This window comes from uncultured Campylobacter sp., from assembly GCF_938045405.1.
Taxonomy (GTDB): domain Bacteria; phylum Campylobacterota; class Campylobacteria; order Campylobacterales; family Campylobacteraceae; genus Campylobacter_B.
Map to the genome: position 1 here is coordinate 1 of NZ_CALIMW010000150.1, position 2,177 is coordinate 2,177.

Here is a 2,177-nt window from a genome sequence, read left to right on the forward strand (position 1 = left end):
TGTAGAATTCCATCCCATTGGGAATTGAAACGCTCGGGCATAGTTTGCCATTTTGAGCCGTTTTTGCTTAGCCAGCCTTCGCGGCGCGCCATATCCATTGTGATCGTAGTGCCACGCAGTAGCTGCCCTGTTTGAGCGTCCACGGCTTCGCAGTGTGCGCTTTGTCCGTCGGGGCTTAAAATGGTGTTTAATCGCCCTTTTAAAAGTCCGCTGGAATTTAATCGCGCGACTAAAAATTTCGTCTCGAAACTCGGTTTGCCGTGAATGATGTAGATACTCTGCGCCACTTCGAGTGCACCTAAATTCATACGTTGGGCGAGATCAAGCACAATAATAGCCGCACCGATAGTTGCCTCTTTATCACCCTTGCGTAAATGTGCAGGGAAAAAGTCGGTAGCTACAAATGCTTTGGCTTTTCTTTGCTCTAGTTCAAATTTCTTTACCTCTAGCTCTAGTTTTTGCCCTTGCGGGTCAAGGGGTTGTAGTTGGTTCATAATCTATTCCTTTACGCTATACTTTCGTAAAATTTCCACGCAGGCAGGCTTAACGTCTGCACTGCCTCTATTTCTTTGCTTTCAGGCTCGAATTTCGCATATCCCCACCACTCGTTACGTTCCAGACATAGCTTATAGCGCTCAAGCAAAGCTAGATATGTCTTGCGCCCTTGCTCTATCGCTGCCTCATCTAGCGTATAAAAGCCCGTCATATAAGGCTTTTTGGTTTCGACCGCGATAAAAAGGAAGTTTTCTACCCGCTTGCCGCATAGCCTTAAGATGTCGGTATAAAACGCCGCTTGGATGTGGTAGTTGAAATTTGCCACTGATTTTGAAAAGCCGTCCGCGCTAGCGTCGGAGGTCGTTTTCAAATCTACGCAAAGGCTTAGTGCTTCGTTGAGAAAATCAGGGCGACATCTCACGGGCACGCCCGAAATCTCCGCGAAATAACTCTGCTCGGCTAGCCCGTCTTTTAAGAAAAGCGCCGTCTCTCTCATAGAATTGACTGCGTTAGCAATAGCGGTCGCTTTCTCATAGGTTTCGGCGTCTAGGACGGTCTTGCCCTCCGCGCCTTTTAAAAACTCCGCATAGATTTCTTTGCCATCCTTAGTGCGTCTATCGGCTTTGGGTTCGGCGGCGAATTCTTTAAAAAAATCCGCAGGCTCCAGCACCAGCTTATGCACGGCAGAGCCTAAGGTTAAAGCCTTGCTATCAGGCTTTTCGAATTCGTCTTTAAATTTGAAGTGGTAGGGGCTTTTAGCCAAAAGATCCAAATCGCTTTTAGAGATCTCAGCTCGTGCGTGGTAGTCTTTGATACTCATTGTTTCGCTCATTTCATCTCCTTTTTTCGAGCATTCACAAATTTGGCGAAGCTGCTAAATTTTGTGTGTTTATATACGCCTATCTGAGTCCGGTAAGCTATAAATTCTTCTCTAAAGTCTTTTAGGCTCATTTTCAGTCCTCTGCATTTGTTTATACTTTTGCGGAATTTTGGGCAAATAAGCCGCACGATACACGTGACCCAAGCCCGCACCCTGTCTAAGCTCTCGTTGTTCATAAAATTCTTTCATCTCACACAAATTTGCATCCACCAAATCGGCGTGGAGGTTATCGGCTTTTACTTTCACGTCAAACGCGGCATCGCTTAGTCTGTCGTTCAGCCTTGCTTGTTGCGATCGCGTAAGCTCTCTATAATCAACTTTTACATATTTGTCGCTTAGTTTTTCATAGTCTTTTTTTGCTTTTATTAGAGCCTTTAAGCTTGCTAAAGCCTGCTCTAGCTCCTCGATATTTGACATTTCCTATCCTTTCAATATCCCAAATCTTAGGTTTGAGATCGTAAATTTCGTGCGCCTCTTAAATATCCTTTTCAGAAACTGTAACATCGCGCTCCTCCTTTTTTCGTTCCGTAGCTCTTGCTAGCAGCGCGAGGTCTATTAGCAGATCGCTTAGCCCGATGCCGCTCATCTGCGAAACTTCGCATAGATGCTCCGCTACGGAGTGCAGATACTGCGAAACGCCATTTGCAAACTCATCGGCGACGTCTTGAAACTCTTGATTTTCCATCGTTGTCTCCTTAAAAAAATATCCATAAAAGAGCCTCCGATGTAAAATTTCATTTGCGTGGATACCCGCCACAAGGAGCAAAGCGGAGTGGAGGCTCATTTATGGATATGGCGGCGG

General features: G+C 45.7%; 4 protein-coding genes. All 4 read right to left on the reverse strand.

What is annotated here, in order from left to right; translation table 11 throughout:
- On the reverse strand, positions 1-494 hold a 494-nt coding region (locus Q0140_RS05975; protein WP_297962772.1), incomplete at its 3' end, for a hypothetical protein.
- Between the two features lie 11 nt (positions 495-505).
- The gene (locus Q0140_RS05980) at positions 506-1,327 is read right to left on the reverse strand and encodes a PD-(D/E)XK nuclease-like domain-containing protein (RefSeq protein WP_297962774.1); all 822 of its coding nucleotides are present in this window, start codon (positions 1,325-1,327) and stop codon (positions 506-508) included.
- Positions 1,328-1,426: 99 nt separating this feature from the next.
- Complete coding sequence (locus Q0140_RS05985; protein WP_297962776.1) at positions 1,427-1,792, reverse strand: hypothetical protein; 366 nt, start codon at positions 1,790-1,792, stop codon at positions 1,427-1,429.
- 58 nt (positions 1,793-1,850) lie between these two features.
- On the reverse strand, positions 1,851-2,060 hold the full coding sequence (locus Q0140_RS05990) for a hypothetical protein (RefSeq protein ID WP_297962778.1): 210 nt from the start codon (positions 2,058-2,060) through the stop codon (positions 1,851-1,853).
- Between the last annotated feature and the right edge of the window lie 117 nt (positions 2,061-2,177).

Excerpts from the sequence above, each read along its gene's own strand:
- Q0140_RS05980 (WP_297962774.1), bottom strand. The coding sequence starts at position 1,327 with ATGAGCGAAACAATGAGTATCAAAGACTACCACGCACGAGCTGAGATC.
- Q0140_RS05985 (WP_297962776.1), bottom strand. The coding sequence starts at position 1,792 with ATGTCAAATATCGAGGAGCTAGAGCAGGCTTTAGCAAGCTTAAAGGCT.
- Q0140_RS05990 (WP_297962778.1), bottom strand. The coding sequence starts at position 2,060 with ATGGAAAATCAAGAGTTTCAAGACGTCGCCGATGAGTTTGCAAATGGC.